Source organism: Verrucomicrobiota bacterium (genome assembly GCA_034440155.1).
GTDB lineage: Bacteria > Verrucomicrobiota > Verrucomicrobiia > JAWXBN01 > JAWXBN01 > JAWXBN01.
In genome coordinates this window covers 1-13,824 of sequence record JAWXBN010000016.1, presented here as the reverse complement: position 1 = coordinate 13,824, position 13,824 = coordinate 1, and the positions used below count along the sequence as shown (strand labels likewise).

18 protein-coding genes are annotated in these 13,824 nt (G+C 49.0%); 10 read left to right on the top strand and 8 right to left on the bottom strand.

The window, feature by feature from the left end:
• Positions 1–42 precede the first annotated feature (42 nt).
• Together SGI98_01635 and SGI98_01630 are read left to right on the top strand one after the other, a co-directional pair.
• On the top strand, positions 43–633 hold the full coding sequence (locus tag SGI98_01635; protein MDZ4742104.1) for a CDP-alcohol phosphatidyltransferase family protein: 591 nt from the start codon (positions 43–45) through the stop codon (positions 631–633).
• Positions 634–1,006: 373 nt separating this feature from the next.
• Positions 1,007–1,282, top strand: coding sequence for a hypothetical protein (locus SGI98_01630; GenBank protein ID MDZ4742103.1), 276 nt, complete (start codon positions 1,007–1,009; stop codon positions 1,280–1,282).
• Between the two features lie 599 nt (positions 1,283–1,881).
• Here the strand turns inward: SGI98_01630 and SGI98_01625 are convergent.
• Together SGI98_01625 and SGI98_01620 are read right to left on the bottom strand one after the other, a co-directional pair.
• Positions 1,882–4,053 carry a glycoside hydrolase family 36 protein gene (locus SGI98_01625; GenBank protein ID MDZ4742102.1) on the bottom strand — a complete coding sequence of 724 codons (2,172 nt, stop codon included), beginning with the start codon at positions 4,051–4,053 and terminating at the stop codon, positions 1,882–1,884.
• A gap of 53 nt (positions 4,054–4,106) precedes the next feature.
• Positions 4,107–4,514, bottom strand: coding sequence for a hypothetical protein (locus SGI98_01620; protein ID MDZ4742101.1), 408 nt, complete (start codon positions 4,512–4,514; stop codon positions 4,107–4,109).
• Between the two features lie 123 nt (positions 4,515–4,637).
• Here SGI98_01620 and der point away from each other — a divergent pair, with 123 nt between their 5' ends.
• From der to SGI98_01590, 6 genes are all read left to right on the top strand, one after another.
• Positions 4,638–6,026 carry a ribosome biogenesis GTPase Der gene (gene der, locus SGI98_01615; protein ID MDZ4742100.1) on the top strand — a complete coding sequence of 463 codons (1,389 nt, stop codon included), beginning with the start codon at positions 4,638–4,640 and terminating at the stop codon, positions 6,024–6,026.
• A gap of 109 nt (positions 6,027–6,135) precedes the next feature.
• Positions 6,136–6,474 (top strand): hypothetical protein, encoded by a 339-nt coding sequence (locus SGI98_01610; GenBank protein MDZ4742099.1) that lies wholly within the window; start codon positions 6,136–6,138, stop codon positions 6,472–6,474.
• A 7-nt stretch (positions 6,475–6,481) separates the two neighbouring features.
• A complete protein-coding gene (locus SGI98_01605; protein MDZ4742098.1) occupies positions 6,482–7,249 on the top strand; it encodes a DUF2231 domain-containing protein in 768 nt (255 codons plus the stop codon).
• Positions 7,250–7,293: 44 nt separating this feature from the next.
• Entirely contained in the window at positions 7,294–7,632 is a 339-nt protein-coding gene (locus SGI98_01600) for a hypothetical protein (GenBank protein MDZ4742097.1), read from the top strand.
• Positions 7,629–8,135, top strand: coding sequence for a periplasmic heavy metal sensor (locus tag SGI98_01595; protein MDZ4742096.1), 507 nt, complete (start codon positions 7,629–7,631; stop codon positions 8,133–8,135). Before SGI98_01600 ends, SGI98_01595 begins: the two co-directional genes overlap by 4 nt.
• Positions 8,116–8,721 (top strand): sigma-70 family RNA polymerase sigma factor, encoded by a 606-nt coding sequence (locus tag SGI98_01590; GenBank protein MDZ4742095.1) that lies wholly within the window; start codon positions 8,116–8,118, stop codon positions 8,719–8,721. The genes SGI98_01595 and SGI98_01590 overlap by 20 nt, the downstream gene beginning before the upstream one ends.
• Positions 8,722–8,925: 204 nt before the next feature.
• Here SGI98_01590 and SGI98_01585 read toward each other — a convergent pair whose 3' ends face one another.
• From SGI98_01585 to SGI98_01570, 4 genes are all read right to left on the bottom strand, one after another.
• A complete protein-coding gene (locus SGI98_01585; protein MDZ4742094.1) occupies positions 8,926–9,159 on the bottom strand; it encodes a hypothetical protein in 234 nt (77 codons plus the stop codon).
• 118 nt (positions 9,160–9,277) lie between these two features.
• Positions 9,278–9,628, bottom strand: coding sequence for a type II toxin-antitoxin system VapC family toxin (locus tag SGI98_01580; GenBank protein ID MDZ4742093.1), 351 nt, complete (start codon positions 9,626–9,628; stop codon positions 9,278–9,280).
• Positions 9,629–9,698: 70 nt separating this feature from the next.
• The gene (locus SGI98_01575) at positions 9,699–9,950 is read right to left on the bottom strand and encodes a type II toxin-antitoxin system Phd/YefM family antitoxin (protein MDZ4742092.1); all 252 of its coding nucleotides are present in this window, start codon (positions 9,948–9,950) and stop codon (positions 9,699–9,701) included.
• A gap of 241 nt (positions 9,951–10,191) precedes the next feature.
• Positions 10,192–10,596 (bottom strand): hypothetical protein, encoded by a 405-nt coding sequence (locus tag SGI98_01570; GenBank protein MDZ4742091.1) that lies wholly within the window; start codon positions 10,594–10,596, stop codon positions 10,192–10,194.
• 233 nt (positions 10,597–10,829) lie between these two features.
• On the opposite strand from SGI98_01570, the gene SGI98_01565 reads away from it, so the two are divergent.
• Both SGI98_01565 and SGI98_01560 read left to right on the top strand, forming a co-directional pair.
• The gene (locus SGI98_01565; GenBank protein ID MDZ4742090.1) at positions 10,830–11,525 is read left to right on the top strand and encodes a hypothetical protein; all 696 of its coding nucleotides are present in this window, start codon (positions 10,830–10,832) and stop codon (positions 11,523–11,525) included.
• Positions 11,526–11,536: 11 nt separating this feature from the next.
• Positions 11,537–11,689: a hypothetical protein gene (locus SGI98_01560; GenBank protein ID MDZ4742089.1), complete on the top strand. Its 153-nt coding sequence runs from the start codon at positions 11,537–11,539 to the stop codon at positions 11,687–11,689.
• A gap of 307 nt (positions 11,690–11,996) precedes the next feature.
• Here SGI98_01560 and SGI98_01555 read toward each other — a convergent pair whose 3' ends face one another.
• Together SGI98_01555 and SGI98_01550 are read right to left on the bottom strand one after the other, a co-directional pair.
• Positions 11,997–12,362 (bottom strand): DUF1634 domain-containing protein, encoded by a 366-nt coding sequence (locus SGI98_01555; protein MDZ4742088.1) that lies wholly within the window; start codon positions 12,360–12,362, stop codon positions 11,997–11,999.
• Complete coding sequence (locus tag SGI98_01550) at positions 12,359–13,201, bottom strand: sulfite exporter TauE/SafE family protein (GenBank protein MDZ4742087.1); 843 nt, start codon at positions 13,199–13,201, stop codon at positions 12,359–12,361. The genes SGI98_01555 and SGI98_01550 overlap by 4 nt, the downstream gene beginning before the upstream one ends.
• Between the last annotated feature and the right edge of the window lie 623 nt (positions 13,202–13,824).

Below are 13,824 nucleotides of genomic sequence, written 5' to 3'. Positions count from 1 at the left end.
CCTTCGTGACCTCGGTGCCCTTCATGGTAATCTAACAGCCAGATGACATTGCCCAATTACATCACGATTTTCCGGATCTTACTCATTCCGGTTTTTGTCCTCTTGGTGCTTGAATACAAATTTAGCCCCTACGAGAAAGCGGGCCAGCACCTCTTGCTCCTCAGTGCCTTTATTATATTTGTGACCGCTGCATTAAGCGATTTTGTGGACGGTTATCTCGCCAGGAAATTCCACCAAGTCAGTGTGTTGGGCAAAATCCTCGATCCCATCGCGGATAAAGGCCTGCAATTTGCGGGGCTCATCGTCCTGAGTATCCCCGATGGCCGGGCCATGTCACACTTCCCGATTTGGTTCATCGTCTTGTATTTCACCCGGGACATTCTCCTTTTAATCTGGATCGTCAGTGTGAATCACCTCGGCAAAAAAGTCACTGTCCAGCCCCACTGGAGTGGCAAAGTCTCCACCGCCCTGCTCATGGCCCTGATTAGTTATGCCCTGCTCAATGTTGATTGGTTCCCCTTCTCCTACGGCGTCTGGGCCGTTGCCATTTTCATCTTCTGGTCCCTAGTCGTTTACCTCCGCGTCGGCATCAAAGACATCAATGAATACCTCAGCCAGACTGACAAAACTTAAAAAAAATCCGATCCACAGATTACACGGATGAACACAGATTTTTAAAAAGAATCCACAGTCATAAAGTTTGGACAATTTTGATATCTGCGATTATTCTGTGCTTTTATGCCCCTGAGCTGGAATGAAATCAAACAACGCTCTGCCCTCGCCGATCTTCACGATCCCCTCCCAATGATACCCGACCTCGTGAATGACCATGCTGCTCCGCCAAAACCGTTAGCCGCCTCTACCATCCGAAAAATTTCACGAGCGAACGCGTTGAATTCCTCATCTTTCCTCTGAATCTCACGACCGACAAACCAAAAAACAGAGGAAGAAGAAAATTTGGTATAAATAATCGATTATCAGTAAGCCTCGTTTTCTCTACATTTTCTTGGATGAAGCTGGTAACTTTGATTTTTCGTCAAGAGGAACCAGGTATTTTATATTCGGCGCAATCGTAAAAGAGCGGCCTTTTCAGGCATATCAGAATTTATCGCAATTCCAATACGATTTAATTGAAAATGGGATAGATATTGAATATTTTCATGCTTCAGAAGACAAGCAAAATGTTCGTGACGGAGTTTTTAAAATTATTCAAGAGAACATTACGGGCGCTGATTTTCATCCCCTTATTCTTGAAAAGGCTAAAACCTTTTCCACACTCTAGTCTCCTGAAAAATTTTATCCAAAAATGCTCTGATATCAGTTGAGATTTATACTGGACAGAAATGATCTAAAGGAATTTCAAGAAGTTATTATTTTTACGGATAGAATTCCTATAAGCAAGAAAAGGAGCGCTGTAGAAAAAGCAGTAAAACAGACTTTGACGAATATGCTACCCGACGGCGTTTCCTATCGCATTCTGCATCACGATTCAAAATCAAATCTTGACCTTCAAATTGCAGACTATTTTCACTTGGGCCACTTTTAGGGATTGGGAAAATGACGATAATCGTTCATGCGAACTGATCAAATCCGCAATTAAAAATGAATTTGATATGTTTGCACCAAATACTCAGACTTACTATGATCATCCCAAAGCTAATAAAGAAAAATGACCTCCCCGGCCCGGCTACCGAAGCTTTCACATCAGAGAGCCCCATAGGCTCTTGTCACCGGGGAGGAACCTTTAAAATTGTCCAGCTCGGTAACTATGTAAAAAATGCAAGTAAAGTAAATCGATTTTTTTGCTGCCTAAAAACCGGAACCACTGCTTCAAAAGATCTATTCTGCTCTGATTAGGGTTGAGAGCAAAGATCTCCCCGACTACTCGCGCCCCAGCTCATACACAAACCCGCGGAATTCGCCTTCGACGGGGATGAGCAACTTGCCTGCTTTGACCGTGGGCTTTGATTTAGTGAGGGAATCGTAGGCACCCTTGATTTTCCATTTGCCTTTAGGCAGGGCGATTTGCAAGGGTTTTTTGCCGGGTTTACCAAAGGTATGAGCGACGACGAGGAGTTTTTTACCATTGGTACTGGTGCGAACCACGGCTTGCCAACCCCGCGGATGGCGCCAACTGGTGACTCCTGAGCCTTGGCGCTGTGACCAGCCGTCACGGATAATGGGGGAGACTTTTTTATAAAAAGCGCATCCTGCTATCACGACATCTTTCTGCTCCGCACTCAGCAAGTCGTAATCTCCCGATAGGCACAGTCGCCCCAGGCATGTGGCCGCCAGGGAGTAGGTCAGACGGTGGAGGGAGTCTCCTTTTTGGAGCACTGCCCAGACCTGACTCTGTCTGGGTTGGATCATCCAGTGCATATTTGCTGCGATAATCGGGATCTCGATCGATTCGTGAGCGTCGGAGAAAGAGCCCTGCGCGCAGAGCTCCATCATCAGCGGGTCTAGGCGAGTGCCGCCCGAAGCGCAGTTCTCGATGACCAGATGGGGGAGCTCGCGGCGCACTTTGCGGATAAACTCATGGACGCCCTGGATGTGCTGGCGCAGACCCTCGCCCAGTGACTCGGCTCCATCGACGCCGATTCCTACCGAGCCATTATAGTCGATTTTCATATAGCCAAAGCCACAATCCCGCAGCAGCCCAATGACACGCTCCGAGAGGTAATCAATCACCCACGGATCACGAAAGTCCCAAAAACGCTTTCCCGGCATCAGTAGATGCCCATCACGGCTGAGCATGTGCTCGACCTTTCCGTAGGCGTCTGCACCGGCACTCACATTCTCGAACTCGAACCAAATGCCTGGAATAAGACCCTCGGCGGCAATGGCCTGACAGGTGGCGCGCAGTCCCTGTGGAAAACGCTCGCTATTAGGAATCCAGTCACCATTGTCGCCCCAGTTATCCGTCGCTTTTTTCGCAAACCATCCGGCATCGATCACCAGGAACTTCACACCCGTCTCCTTGAGCGTGTGGGCGAGCTGTGCGAGGCGATCGTGCGTGGGCTTGCCCCAGGTCGTGCACCATTCATTGAAAAGCATTGGCATTTCTCGCTCGATTTTGGGTTGCTTCTCCACGGCCCCAATCGCTGCGCTGGTCAGACGCTGGGTCACATCGTCGAAGGAACCCTCACAAACCGTCAAGATCGCTTCGGGCGAGGTCAGCGATTGCTTCGGCGAGAGATCCTTAAACCAATGCCCGAAATCGCGATCCGCCAGGCCGCCCATGAGATTGATCGCGTCGTCTTTTCGAGATATCTCCATTTGCCAGGAGCCACTCCACGCAATATGCGCGCCCCAGAAAACATTTTCTTTTTTGTCCTCCACCCCGACAAAGGGATACCAAGCCTCCAGTGCGCGTGAGCCGACCTGTCCGAAACGTTCGATGCGGTAAAAGAAATTCAGCCAAGAACGCTCTAGGTTAAGTTCCTCGACAGGCTGATCCAGATGGCGGCCTTCGGCACTCCAGCTGGAGCGTAGGCGGTGGACATTGAGCCGGCCCGGTTGGTCATCTTTGACAAAGGGACTGATCCCGGTCAGCGAAAAGCTCGAAAGGAGTTCGACGCGTTTGGTTTCCTGAGTGCCATTAGTCACTGAGGAGAAGCTGCGGAAATACTTTTCGCCTTTGATGTAAACAAGGTGGTGGACGACGCTGAGCCCATTCTCATGTTGGAGGAAAGTTTTTATCGTGGTCGCATTCCCCTTTTTCTCGACGGCTTGGGAGGTGAATTTTAATGCTCCTGTCGAGTCGGCCCCACGGAGAGTCTCGGCCTGGTGCCCCTCACCCGCACATGCTATTTGCACCAGACACTCGGGGAGATTCGCTGGGATATAGGAGAGAAAATTTGCACGGATAATGGATTGGATTTCCGGCATGTCATTAATATGAGCCCGTTGTTTGACCACGGCTTTAGCCTTTGATTTCGGGTACAACCGCAGGCCCACACGTTTCCATTCATTAATGATCTGGTACTCAGCGATCATGTCGCCGAGGGTGAATTTCGAAAGCGTTTTAATCGCAAGTGTAAAGTCAGCCATAGATGAGTACAAAGAGAACCGCCCGGAACAGAAAAATTCAAGAGCAATTTGCCCTAGGCCACGAAGTATTTCCCGACAAGAATCAGTGCCCCGATCACGGCCACAATCACAAACAGGTAAACCAAGCTCCGGGTATCAGCGGTTTCCGACCATGCCGAAAAGCCCAGCCATTGATCATCCTTCCGGTAAAACGACTCGAAATACTTTATGACCCAGTCGAGGTCAGGGTCGGCATCCACCGGTGATGTGAAATATTCGTTAGAGGTCCCGGTTTTGAGATAACTCAGGCTGTAAAGGCTTTGAGTCTGCGAGTGCAGGAGACAAACGGCCTGTAGGCATAACCCCGTTTCCTCATCCTCTAGCCGGTAGCGCACGCCGGTGGCATGGTGGGCGCAGAGGATGGATTTTATCTCATCCCATGAAGAGACAGGCGTAAGGGTTTTATTCAGGTAAAAATTCATCTCAGGTGACACCACCAAAAAGAGTATTAGGGACGGAATCAACCATTCTTTGACGGCGAAAGGGGCACTCGATGGAATTCCCCCTCGACGGGATGAACAATTTGCACCAATATCACCCGTTCAATGAGTAATGTACAAAAACAATTGGTTGCAATCGTCGGTCGTCCGAATGTCGGCAAGTCGGCCCTTTTTAATAAACTGGCCCACCGGCAAATCGCCATTGTCCATGATATGCCCGGGACGACACGTGACCGGATCCTGGCCGAAGTCTTGCACCATGACTTCGTTTTTGACCTGATGGATACCGGCGGTATCGGTGTCGAAACAGACGATCCCCTGCGCCATGTGGTTAATACCGAAGTCGAGGTGGCGATCGAATCCGCTGACCTGATCCTTTTTGCCGTGGATGCCAAAACCGGACTCCACCCGGTCGATAAAGAGGTCGCAACCAAATTGCGCCGCTCGAAGAAACCCGTATTCCTCATCGTTAATAAACTCGACAATGGCAAACAACAATTTGACGCTGCGGAGTTCTCCCGCCTCGGGTTTGAAGATGTCTTCCACACTTCCGCAGTCCACGGGATCGGCATCCTGACACTGGCCGACACCATCGCAGAAAAGGTCGGGCGAAAACGTGATTATGAGGAAGAAAAAGTCACTCGCCCTACTAAGATGGCGATTGTCGGAAAACCCAATGTCGGCAAATCATCGCTCGTCAATAAACTATTAGAAGATGAACGCACCATCGTCTCGCCCATCGCCGGCACGACCCGCGATTCCGTTGACCTTCCCTTTTATCTCAAGCGTGGGGACACCACCAAACCTTACGTCCTCATTGATACTGCCGGTATCCGTCACCGTAGCAAGGTCTCCAGCTCCGTCGAGGTCTTTAGCGTCATGCGTGCGGAGAAATCGATCGAACGTGCCGACTTGGCCGTGCTCGTCCTCGACGCGGAAACTGGCGTCCTTAACCAGGATAAAAAAATCGCCGGGTTTGTCCAAAAACTCCTCAAACCCCTTTTTATCGTCGTAAATAAATGGGATCTCGCTCTCGAGCAGAATAGTTTACGTCGGGGGATCAAAAGTTTCCGCGAAGAGTATGAAGAAGCCTTGAAAAAAGAACTCTTTTTCTGCCGTTACGCCGAGGTCATTTTTATCTCTGCGAAAACCGGTCACAATATCTCCGCCTTCACCGATGCCATTCAGAATGTCGAACGCAATCTCAAGACAAAAATCTCCACCGGCGAGCTCAACCGCGTCCTGAATAAAGCCATCGCCGAATACCTGCCACCGATGAAGGGTACAAAACGGTTGAAAATTTATTATGCCGTTCAAAAAGCCTCTGAACGCGACCTAACCATCCCGACATTCATCCTTTTTGTGAATAACCCCGACCTTTTCAGCGACCAGTATGATGCCTACCTCTGCAACCGTTTCCGTGAGCAATTTGCTCTGTCGGGTTGTCCCATCCTTTTTGAACTCCGTTCCGCCCACGAAGCCCGGAATCATTAACAGGAATCCATAACCGCCCGCCCCGTCTGGGATCACTTTTAAGAGCTTGAGCCGCACAATTTTAAAAAAAACGGAGTGAATAAAGCCCGCAGCGGTGTATAATAGATCTATGAAAAATAAATCTTTTGCCTTTTTATTAACAGCCTCAATCGCGCTTTTTATCTCCTTCCATCCATTTCTGAAGGCTGAATCTGTGGCTGACCAGAAAAAAAGTTATCCCACAGACATGTGTGTTGTCTCTGATGAAAAGCTCGGGGCCATGGGCGAAACCGTGGAATATGTCGTCAAGGACAAGTCCGGAAATGATGTTTTGATCCTCCTTTGCTGCAAAGAATGTAAAAAAGCGGTCGATAAAGATCCTCAGGCTGTCATTAAGAAACTCGAAATCATCAAGGCCTCTGCTAAAAAATCCACCACCGCCTATCCTACCTGCGGTGGGTGTAAATAATAAAAATATGACTTTTTCTCCCACCCGCCTGAGGGTGATCCTATTTTGTGCGCAATTTGCTTTTCTGACAGCGATGACTTCAGCCCAAGTGGTGACAAATGATTATTGCCCTGTCCTGCCCGATGAAAAAGTGGAACCAAACCTCTCGGTCCAATACGAAGGAAAAACTGTTTTTTTGTGTTGCGGTGGTTGTGTAAAGAAATTCAAGGCAAATCCGACTGCCTACTTGGGAAATTTGCCTCAGTTTAAAACTGTCACTGATCAACAAGTGATCAAACAGCCCGGAGTGGAAAAGGCTACACCGCAACAACTTGTAGCGGCAGAACACGGGTTCTGGCTTCAGTTCGCCGGTTGGCTGGGCCGTTTCCACGTTCTCGTAGTCCATTTCCCGATCGCCCTTTTTATTTTGGCGGCATTAGCGGAGGTCATCGCGATGTTTAGTGCGGGTGCACAATGGCGGCAAATAGCGGGTTATAACCTGTTTTTTTCCACTTTAAGTGCGATTTGCGCGAGTGCACTGGGTTGGATATTGGCCATTGGCTGGACCGGCACCCCTGAGATTTTGGCCACACTTGAAAAACACCGGACGATGGGACTGACATTCACGGGCCTAAGCGTTTTTTGCCTGCTGCTGTGGTGGATACAGGGGAAACGTAAGATATTCTTGTTAAGAGCCTTCTATCTTTTCGCCCTTTTTGCAGGTGTCATCATTGTTTGTCTGACCGGGCATTTGGGTGCCACACTGGTCTATGGAGCGAATTATTTTAAATGGTGATTTTTTTTAGAGTGAATCCCGCATGAGAGGTGTAGTATCCCTATATGGAACGTCATAAAGATCCCAAATTTAATCAGTTACTCCGTTCATGGGACGTCAAGGCAGAGGCCCCGACAGGTTTTGAACGTGAAGTCTGGCAACGCATTGCCGCACGTGCGGAATCCCCGGCCTTAACATTCAGCGGCGCCTTGGATTTCCTCGTAAACCGTTTAATCCGCCCTCAAATAGCGGCAACAGTGGTATTATTTGTTGTTTTTAGTGCTGCGACATTAGGACTCCGTCAGGCTTCCATCGGGACGGAGCGCAAGGAAGCTCGTGTGGCACAGAGTTATTTAAATTCGATTGATCCCGTCACCCACAAAGACGCTTTCTTGAACCAATGAAAAAACTCATTCTCCTCTTGGTTGTGTTGCTGGCAGTGGGAGCTGGGGCTTATTGGCTGACCTACACCGTGGCGACAAAAAAGAAACAGTCTTATATGCTTTCCACCGACCAGAAAACTCTGGCATGGCTGCAAAAAGAATACCAACTTTCCCCCGGACAAATCGAGAAGGTGAAAACCCTCCATGACGACTATCAACCCGTCTGTATCGAGCTTTGCGGTAAAATCAACGAGTCGAATGAACTTGTGAAAAAAATGATCAACCGTAGTGACGTCCTCACCCCAGACCTCGCCACTGCCCTAGATGAAAATGCTCGTATCCGGACCGAGTGCCACCGCAATATGCTCGAACACGTCTATGCCGTAGCGGCCGTGATGAGTCCCGAACAATCAAAACGTTATCTCTTGATGATGTCCACATACATGATGTCCCCGAGCCGTTCTATCGACGACGCGTCCCGAAATCAGGAAAAAAGTACTCCTCATGATCATGGCGGACATTAATAACGGCGACGACGACATCCTCATGCAAAGGCTCAGCAGCGGGGACGACCTTGCCCTCAATGAGATTATGCGCCGCTGGAAAGAGCCATTGCTCCATTTCATGGCCAGGTATATATCCCAACATGAGGAAGCCCTCGACCTCGCCCAAGAAACATTTGTCCGAGTTTATCAGGCCCGTGAACGTTATAAACCGGGTTCAAAATTCTCCACCTGGCTTTTTACCATTGCCGCAAACCTCTGCAAAAACCATCTCCGCTGGGTTTCACGGCACGCCCAAGTTTCCTTGGACGACTCCCCCTCAGATTCCGACGGTGAAAAAGGGCTAACCATGGCTGATCGATTGGCCCACCCGGATTCCGGGCCGGAGGATGAGTTTTTAGCCCAGGAACGGGCCACGGCGGTTCGCTCAGCCATCCGCAGCCTGTCACATGAGCAAAAAACGGCCATCATCCTCTTCGAGTACGATGATATGCCCGTAGTGCAAATTGCGGAAATACTGGAATGTTCACCTAAAGCAGCGGAAAACCACCTTTATCGAGCCCGGTTGGCATTAAAAAAAGTGCTGGAACGGTTTATTAATGGATAACCTTAGAACTAACGGGAAAACGGGTTGTTCAATGGTGCAATAATTAATTTAACTTTTTAACCAACAACAAAAACAGGAAGTAAATAACATGAAGAAAATCATCGCCCTCATCATCGCCGTAGCCGCATTCAATATCGCAGCAGTGAATGCCACTGGAACCTATCAGACAAATACAAGCAAAGGAAACCGTATATCCCTTTACTCTCAATCAGATTCCAATCGCTCATCCTTGAGCTCTTGCCCTACACAAAAAGCCGCCTGCTCAGACAAAATGCAATCTTGCCCGAAATCAGCCAAGAGCTGCTGTTCCAAATCCCCCCAGAAATGTTGCGCGGGTAAAAAAGGTTGTTCAGCTAAGAAGAATTGCGCCGCAAAGAAGAAAAATTGCTCAGTCAAATCTGATTGTAGCACCAAACAATGCCCTTCAAGTTCAGACAAGAAATCCTGCAAAAAATCTTCCGGTTATTAATCCTATTTTCCTGAAGCAAATTGTTTCAGCATGATTTATCCCCGCCCCGCGCAAGAAAAATTGCCGGGGCTTTTTTATGGGATTCAATCAATTTGAAACCCAAGGATTAAATATTTTTACCCCGGTATCTTTCATATCGGATTCATTCCGGGTAACCACCGTCAGTCCGTGTTCGATAGCAGTAATCGCTATCAGAGAGGTGATCACAGGCCGTTTTCTCCACGCACCTTCGGATTCAGCACATGCCCGCCCCCATCTCCGTGCGATATTTGCGTCAATGGTCAATATCCTTCCTTGGAAACGGACAGGTAGGTCGTGGTTGATCCAGCCACTCAAAAGGGTTTTCCGTTTTGAATGAGCCATTTTGGCCACACCTTTTTCGAGTTCACCTAAAGTCAGGCAACTCAGGAAAAGGGTTTCTTCATCCTGTTTTTGCATCCATGCAATCAAAGTGGCTAAGGGGCTGGTTTTGTAAACTCAGACAAAACACACGTATCTAAAAGATAACTCATAACTCTACCTCACGGCCCGTGTCCTTACTCCGCTCAAACTCCACCCCCACCCCTTTGAGGGGGGAATCCGCTAAAAAATCCACCAAGGAATCCTGGAAACGATTCAGCGAACGATACTTCTCCACAGAAATCACGACGACGGCCGGTTTGCCATGACGTGTGACAAATTGCTCCCCTTGCGACAAGGCTTGATCTACCAACTGACTAAACTTGCTTTTCGCCTCTTGTAATTGCCAATTATTATTCATCACCTTGAGTTAGTTGACAATAACTAGTCAGTCTAGTCATATATATAAATACTTTACACGCACTTTCCCAGTGCCCATGCCCTTTAATCGGAAGGCCGTTGATTGGGGGAGAGGTGCAACGGAGGAGAATCACGTTTACGTCAGATTTTACTGAAGGAATCGGCAGGCTTCGCCACGCAAATTGCGCAGTAGAGGGGGGGGGGAATTTACGGCGAGGTGATCGTCACTCAGGGTAATATGATCAGGCGTCCGTCGTGACCTCATCCCAGCTCATCTCGTGACGCTGAGCGTAAGCTGCAAAATCTTTTTCGTGCTCGATCAAGACAGCGCGCACTACGGACGAATCATCGGCATGGCCGTACTCCACGACAAAATCAGGAACGATATCCATGCTGCGATGGGCATAAATGATGGCGAATGCCGCACCCGCGACGGCGGTATAAGGCAAATCATGGTCAGCATCCTCGGCAAAATCCTCGATTACATCAGCCAGAAACTCCAATTGATTGTAGAGGTGTGGGAATTTCGGTGCATCGAGCTGGGTAAACTCAGCTTTGAGCAAGGGAATCTTCCGGTCGAGGAGTTGAACCACATTAGGCGTGATTTTTTTCATTCCGTTATGAACAAATTTAACGATTTCTGACATGTGCCTATTTGAAGGTTTTTCCCGCCCCAAGTCAAGCCGTCGCGGTGTTTACACTAGAAAAATCGCTGCTTTTGCCATGCCCTTTTACCCTCGGCCCCTTATTTCACGAATCAATATTCTGCCTAAAAACCAAGACAAACCATGGAATCAGGACAGCTTTTGAGATAATAGTCCGTAATCCTGTGACGGTGGTGCTTGAATCCCACCCGGGAATGGCTTAGAAAAAGATCATCATGCCTTCAGAAGAGGATATCCAATACGCCATAGCCAATACCCAGATCATTCTAGCTCCGAAAAAAAAGCTAGAAACATTCGGGCAAACGGTCATCCGCTATTCATTTATCAGCGAAAAGATGGACTCCGTGAATGAAATCTCGGTTCGCGAGGGGCGCATCCATGCAGAAAAACCCCAGCTCATCACCACCGCTTATTTCGAAAACATGATGCTGGAAGGTTTCGGCGACGAGGCCCGCGGTTATGTGGACTGGCTCAAATCACACTTTAACGACCTCGCTTTCCTAAAATACGGGTTCCGCTTCCGCAAAGAAACTAATCAGGAATATATCCTGCACGAACCCCTCGCGGAAGTAATCAATAAAGTAAAAGCCGAAGTGGAAAACCGTAACGACCCGCTGAGTGCGGTGATCCAGGGGACCGATGACGCTTGGGAGATCTGCCTCCTGAAATTCACGACAGATTTTATCAGGCAATCCTCCTCTTCGAATTTTTCTGACCTGCAAAAGGGCCACAAACTCGCCTTGATCGGAGGGATTCCCCAAGGTATCGCGGATGAGATCGATGAGGACATCGCCCAAGTCGGCGATAGTCCTGATAAACTCAGGGCCTTGGCCGACAAATTGCGGCGCTACGGTTTATTCGAGAATTACGAAGACAAATTCTACGAGCTTGTCAGGCAGGTAGGCCGCTAATTTTTTGCCTGTTGTCTAAATTCAAAACCATCAATAAATCTTTCTTTAAAAAAATATTCACCATCATCCGTGTATCGAATAAAACAGATATCCCTATGAAAATCGGCATTATCGGTTGCGGCAATATTAGCCAGGCTTACTTTACGGCTACCCAGACATTTTAACATTCTTGAGGTCACTGCTTGTGCAGACATTATACGAGGCGGCGGCCCAAGTCAAAGCGGCTGAGTACGGGGTCAAAGGCCATGAGCGTGGACAATTTACTCAGCGACCAAGGACATCGAACTGGTGATCAACCTCACTATCCCCCCCCCGCCCATGCACCCATCACATTGCGCGCGCTTGGATCCGGGAACCATGTTTATGGGGGGGGAAAACTAACCGGATGGTCGTAGCCCTCAGACCCCCTCATCTCCGTCTTTTCCTGCACGACCACCAATGGGAATTCCAGCCGGTGGACAGCGCACTCGACTACAAAAAGAAGCTCAATGTCAGTACCAGTAAAACAATAAAACTGAATACCGCATAGAGCCAGTCGCGCATGATGAGATAACCGGCCCAGGCGAGCCCGACCCGGATCAGAGGACTGATCAGTAATAATAAGACCCCCGCCATCATCAGGCTACGGCGGCTCCCGATTCCTTCAGGACTGGTGATATGATGGAGCATGTCCCCGGGACTCTTGAGGAAATGTGGTTCCCCGGTAAATATATGGTCGGAAGGTATCTGTGTGTGATGGATCGAGAGGTACCAGATATAACCAGCCACCATGACACTGGCCGCAACCACTATTCCATAAATCATCACACGGGCGAGAATGATATTGAGTTTATTCATACAATATTCACTCCAGCTCCCTTCAAAATCATTTGGATGGCGATAACAAAAATCGCCACGAGGAAAATCAGCCTGAGGACTTTCACAGGAGCGATCGTCAGTAATTTCGCACCGAGGAAAGCCCCAGCCAATGAACCCAACGATACCGGGGTAGCCAGAACCGGATCAAAATATCCTTTTTGCAGGTATATACCGACACTGGCCGCCGCTGTGACCCCGATCATGAAATTACTCGTCGCCGTAGTCACCTTGAAGGGAATACGCATGATCTGGTCCATGGCCAAAACCTTGAAGGCCCCGGAGCCAATACCCAAAAGCCCTGATAAAACCCCGGCGACCCACATGACGATAAATCCGGGTAATACCCGGACCACCCCGTAAGGTACATTCGTCTTCCCGTCGGGCATTTCACCGGGCAAACGGATCTTTATGGCGACCGGGCTCGACTCCTCAGTGGGGACAACACCACCCTTTTTCTTTTTTAACGAGAGGAAAGCCGTCAGTAAAAGGGCTACCCCGAAAATAATAGAAAGGACAGATTGATTTAACTCCGCGGAAGCAAGCGCCCCGCAAACCGCTCCGATCGTCGTGGCAATACACAGGAAAAGTCCAATGCGCATATTTGAAATGCCATCCCTCAGGTAAGCCGCCGCCGCCCCCGAGGAGGTCGCGATGACGGAACAAAGGGCCGCCCCCATCGCATAACGGATATCCACCCCGAAACACAAGACGAGGACCGGGGTAATAATGATCCCACCGCCCAAACCGATGAGGGAACCGATCACACTGGCGATAAAGGAAACCAAGATCAGTGTGATTTCAAAAGGGACTAAGCTCATACCCCACGTAAAATGCTCGAAACAAACCAGAATCACAAATCTTTTTTTGGACACTTCACAAAATCCGGCAGCAATACAAGGGGGACTCAAAAGCAAGGGCTTTTTGACAATGGCACACCATAGACTGGGCGAAATCCGAAAAGGCCAAACTTCAGCCGCAGGTCGGACACTGGGCCATCGGCCTCTAAAATAAGGGACAGGCTAATAGTTTTGTAAAGGAGATGGGAACGTATTAGGTGTAGAGCTGTAAGTGTCTTTCTAATAATAAGATATATATATATTTCTCATAAGGATACACCCCTTCGGGATACGGGGAATGTCCACTTTCCCCTTCGTTTCGCGCAAATTGCTCCGAAGGTGTTTGGGGCCGGAATGGTTCTGACCGCCGTGAATGCCCGGCCCGGACAATCGGAAGATTGTCCCTCCAGTCGCGAGGAGAAAATTGCACAACGAAGGGGGGGGGAAGCGATGCTGTGCTGAACCCCTTTTTCACGTGTAGGGCGAGCGGCCCTGCTTGCCGAATGCCGGATGTACTCAGAGAAACTCTGGCCCGTGGCAACCCGAGCCGGTCGCCCTACACACGGAAAATCAAAACACTTTATGGCCTTCGTGCCTTTCGTACG

Bases quoted from the DNA above. Each gene is read 5' to 3' on its own strand.
- SGI98_01635 (MDZ4742104.1), top strand. From the start codon at position 43: ATGACATTGCCCAATTACATCACGATTTTCCGGATCTTACTCATTCCG.
- SGI98_01625 (MDZ4742102.1), bottom strand. From the start codon at position 4,053: ATGGCTGACTTTACACTTGCGATTAAAACGCTTTCGAAATTCACCCTC.
- SGI98_01620 (MDZ4742101.1), bottom strand. From the start codon at position 4,514: ATGAATTTTTACCTGAATAAAACCCTTACGCCTGTCTCTTCATGGGAT.
- der (MDZ4742100.1), top strand. From the start codon at position 4,638: ATGAGTAATGTACAAAAACAATTGGTTGCAATCGTCGGTCGTCCGAAT.
- SGI98_01610 (MDZ4742099.1), top strand. From the start codon at position 6,136: ATGAAAAATAAATCTTTTGCCTTTTTATTAACAGCCTCAATCGCGCTT.
- SGI98_01605 (MDZ4742098.1), top strand. From the start codon at position 6,482: ATGACTTTTTCTCCCACCCGCCTGAGGGTGATCCTATTTTGTGCGCAA.
- SGI98_01600 (MDZ4742097.1), top strand. From the start codon at position 7,294: ATGGAACGTCATAAAGATCCCAAATTTAATCAGTTACTCCGTTCATGG.
- SGI98_01595 (MDZ4742096.1), top strand. From the start codon at position 7,629: ATGAAAAAACTCATTCTCCTCTTGGTTGTGTTGCTGGCAGTGGGAGCT.
- SGI98_01590 (MDZ4742095.1), top strand. From the start codon at position 8,116: ATGATCATGGCGGACATTAATAACGGCGACGACGACATCCTCATGCAA.
- SGI98_01580 (MDZ4742093.1), bottom strand. From the start codon at position 9,628: ATGCAAAAACAGGATGAAGAAACCCTTTTCCTGAGTTGCCTGACTTTA.
- SGI98_01575 (MDZ4742092.1), bottom strand. From the start codon at position 9,950: ATGAATAATAATTGGCAATTACAAGAGGCGAAAAGCAAGTTTAGTCAG.
- SGI98_01570 (MDZ4742091.1), bottom strand. From the start codon at position 10,596: ATGTCAGAAATCGTTAAATTTGTTCATAACGGAATGAAAAAAATCACG.
- SGI98_01565 (MDZ4742090.1), top strand. From the start codon at position 10,830: ATGCCTTCAGAAGAGGATATCCAATACGCCATAGCCAATACCCAGATC.
- SGI98_01555 (MDZ4742088.1), bottom strand. From the start codon at position 12,362: ATGAATAAACTCAATATCATTCTCGCCCGTGTGATGATTTATGGAATA.
- SGI98_01550 (MDZ4742087.1), bottom strand. From the start codon at position 13,201: ATGAGCTTAGTCCCTTTTGAAATCACACTGATCTTGGTTTCCTTTATC.